Here is a 2,535-nt window from a genome sequence, read left to right as displayed (position 1 = left end):
AGTAGTGGAGTGTGCCGATTCAAGGCACGTAACGCTGTGTGACGCGGACAGCCGAGGGTTTATAGTCGTCGCGTTTTGCTCGGCGATTTTGCATCATTGGATGTGCAAAATACCTACCGAGGTAGCGACGCTTACGATCTTCTTTTTGAGTCAATCTTGTTGTATTGCCAGAGTGCTATATTTGGCTAACTTGTACGTAATTAAAAATTAAAATTCTTATATTTTATATAAACTTATCAAAAAATTAATTATATTTTAATATTGTTTTCTTGTTTATTTAGTGCAATTTTAAAATTGACCTTTCCATCTTATTACAATTTCCTAGCAAAGCTTAGGAGTCACACAATATGCCAAGAATTATATGGGATTCAGAAGAGCAAAGAGCCTTAGAGTGGAATATCGCTAATGATAAATTAGTGGCTGAGCCTAATGGTGCAAAGCTTAAGCGAGCAGATAAAAAAGAACCGATTGACTACACTGATTCTAATGGCCTTGCTGTCAATCTGAGGCATTCATTTATTAAAATAGGTGATAAAGTTCTTGCTATGGCAGGGCAGGGCAAATATTTAGGTGATGGTGGCTTTGGCAAGGTTAAGTTGGCTGAGGATGAAAGTGGCCATTTATATGTGTTAAAAATTGGCCATAATCGTGGAGATATTTCTGGAGTTGAGAAATATATTCTTAAAGATTTAAAGTTATACCAAGGAGATGCTAAACGTATAGATCAACCCAAAGAAATGGTTGCTTTACATTATTTAGGAATTGATTTATTTGACTATCAATTTGAAAGTGATACACAGAGAATATTCGCACTTTTTAGCGCAGCGAATGAATTAAATAAATTACATTCTGGGAGTTTATCCGAACATGGCCTTGCTTATTTGCATCGAGATATTAAGCTGGAGAATATTACATTTGATGGTAATAAGAGTTCTCTTATTGATTTTGGTTTCGCTAAGCGAGTGGTGGATGGGGTTTGGGATGGTAAATATCAAGGAGCACTTAGCAGCGCTGTTGTAGGCACAGATGGTTATGTTGCACCAGAAATATTGAACAAAAGGACTTATTCTTATAAAAGCGATATTTACGCTTTAGGTATTAGTTTCCAAAAAAGATTAAGTGAAAATTCTCCATTAAGAGCTCTTGCCAGACAAATGTGTTCTGAGCACCCTATATGTCGCCCAGGTTTAGAGTGGGTTAAAGTTGCTTTTTTAGTAGAAATTCACCAGAGCTCAGATGAGAATTTAGAGCAGGCTCTAAGAGAATATAGTTGTATTGTAAAAGACTCGAAATCAGCAAGAAATATTTTTTCTACTCTTGTAGCTGAGCGGGAAAACTCTTTATTTATTCAGTCATGTAGCTCGTTAGAAGCTTGTCTTTATTCCGTTCGGTCAGATTTTAGTCATACCTCTTTGTTAACCTTTGAGTATTGGCAAGCACTTAAAGAAAGCGCTGACCTTCAAGAAGTGGCTAATATCCTTTATTGGTCTTCTATTAAACTTTCCAAGGATGATTGGGAGCAACTTAAAGATAGCTCTATCCTTCAAAAAGCTATTATCGCCCTTTATCGTTCCGATATCAAATTAGTTCGAGGGGATTGGGAGCAACTTAAAGGTACATCTAATCTTCAAAAAGCGGTTCGTACTGTTTATAGTTCAGGTCAAAAGTTAACCGAGAGGTGGCAAGTACTTAAAGACAATTCTCACTTGCAAGCAGCATTAGCTGCAGCAGATGATTATTTGGATCAGAATCAATTTAGCTGGAATAAGACCAAAGGTCAGACAGAGACGTTTATTCAAAAGTTGCTTGATCTTGAGGATAAAAGTCTGGATAGTGTTAAAGCTGAAATGCGTCATTGGGCGAAAGGCTATGGTGTATTTGGGCAATCATCAAAGCTGCATGATTTATCTCGAGTGAGGTTTGCACATCAATCTGATTTATTTAGCGATCAATCTGTAGATTCTGCTGCTGCAACTCCTTTTTTTGATATGAATAAGGATGATCGTGCTGCAGTGAAAGAGAAGATACTCAATTTTTCTTCTAGTCAAGCAAAGTCAGGTGCCGCGGTTTGAGAGAGTTTATAATGTGGAGCAGGCTAATATGATCTGGCAACCCTTTTCTAGACAAATTTTTGGTAATGTATCTTATTGATTGCTATGGTATAATTCGAAGCAAGTTAACAATAATTTAGAGATTTATCCATGCCTCATATCGAAGTCAATTGCCCACAATGCAGCGAGAATGATATCATTAAATTTGGCAGGAATGCTTCAGGCAATCAGCGTTATAAATGCAAAAACACAAGCTGTGATAAAGATACATTCCTGCTGAACTATAAGCGGCCAGGTGACTTGCCAGAGACAAAAGAAAAAATTATTGACATGAGTATGAATGGCAGTGGAATTCGGGATATCGCTCGTGTGTTAAAAGTCAGCACAAACACCGTCATGAAAGAGTTAAAAAAAAGCCAAAGTGTCTTGACTCTGTTAACACCCAGCTGCTAAACGGTGATGAAGAAAGAGAAGTCGAATTAGT

3 protein-coding genes are annotated in these 2,535 nt (G+C 37.2%); 2 read left to right on the top strand and 1 reads right to left on the bottom strand.

Annotation, left to right across the window (positions count from 1 at the left end; all coding sequences use genetic code 11):
* Positions 1 to 19: 19 nt before the first annotated feature.
* Positions 20 to 154, bottom strand: coding sequence for a hypothetical protein (locus C200_RS16540; protein WP_016212079.1), 135 nt, complete (start codon positions 152 to 154; stop codon positions 20 to 22).
* 193 nt (positions 155 to 347) lie between these two features.
* On the opposite strand from C200_RS16540, the gene C200_RS08265 reads away from it, so the two are divergent.
* Together C200_RS08265 and C200_RS08260 are read left to right on the top strand one after the other, a co-directional pair.
* A complete protein-coding gene (locus C200_RS08265; protein ID WP_016212077.1) occupies positions 348 to 2,072 on the top strand; it encodes a protein kinase domain-containing protein in 1,725 nt (574 codons plus the stop codon).
* 129 nt (positions 2,073 to 2,201) lie between these two features.
* Complete coding sequence (locus tag C200_RS08260) at positions 2,202 to 2,504, top strand: IS1-like element transposase (protein ID WP_033923731.1); 303 nt, start codon at positions 2,202 to 2,204, stop codon at positions 2,502 to 2,504.
* Positions 2,505 to 2,535: the final 31 nt, after the last annotated feature.

Origin of the sequence: Piscirickettsia salmonis LF-89 = ATCC VR-1361, assembly GCF_000297215.2 — a bacterium.
Taxonomy (GTDB): domain Bacteria; phylum Pseudomonadota; class Gammaproteobacteria; order Piscirickettsiales; family Piscirickettsiaceae; genus Piscirickettsia; species Piscirickettsia salmonis.
This window is presented reverse-complemented; position numbering and strand designations above follow the sequence as displayed.

Bases quoted from the DNA above. Each gene is read 5' to 3' on its own strand.
- C200_RS08260 (WP_033923731.1), top strand. From the start codon at position 2,202: ATGCCTCATATCGAAGTCAATTGCCCACAATGCAGCGAGAATGATATC.
- C200_RS08265 (WP_016212077.1), top strand. From the start codon at position 348: ATGCCAAGAATTATATGGGATTCAGAAGAGCAAAGAGCCTTAGAGTGG.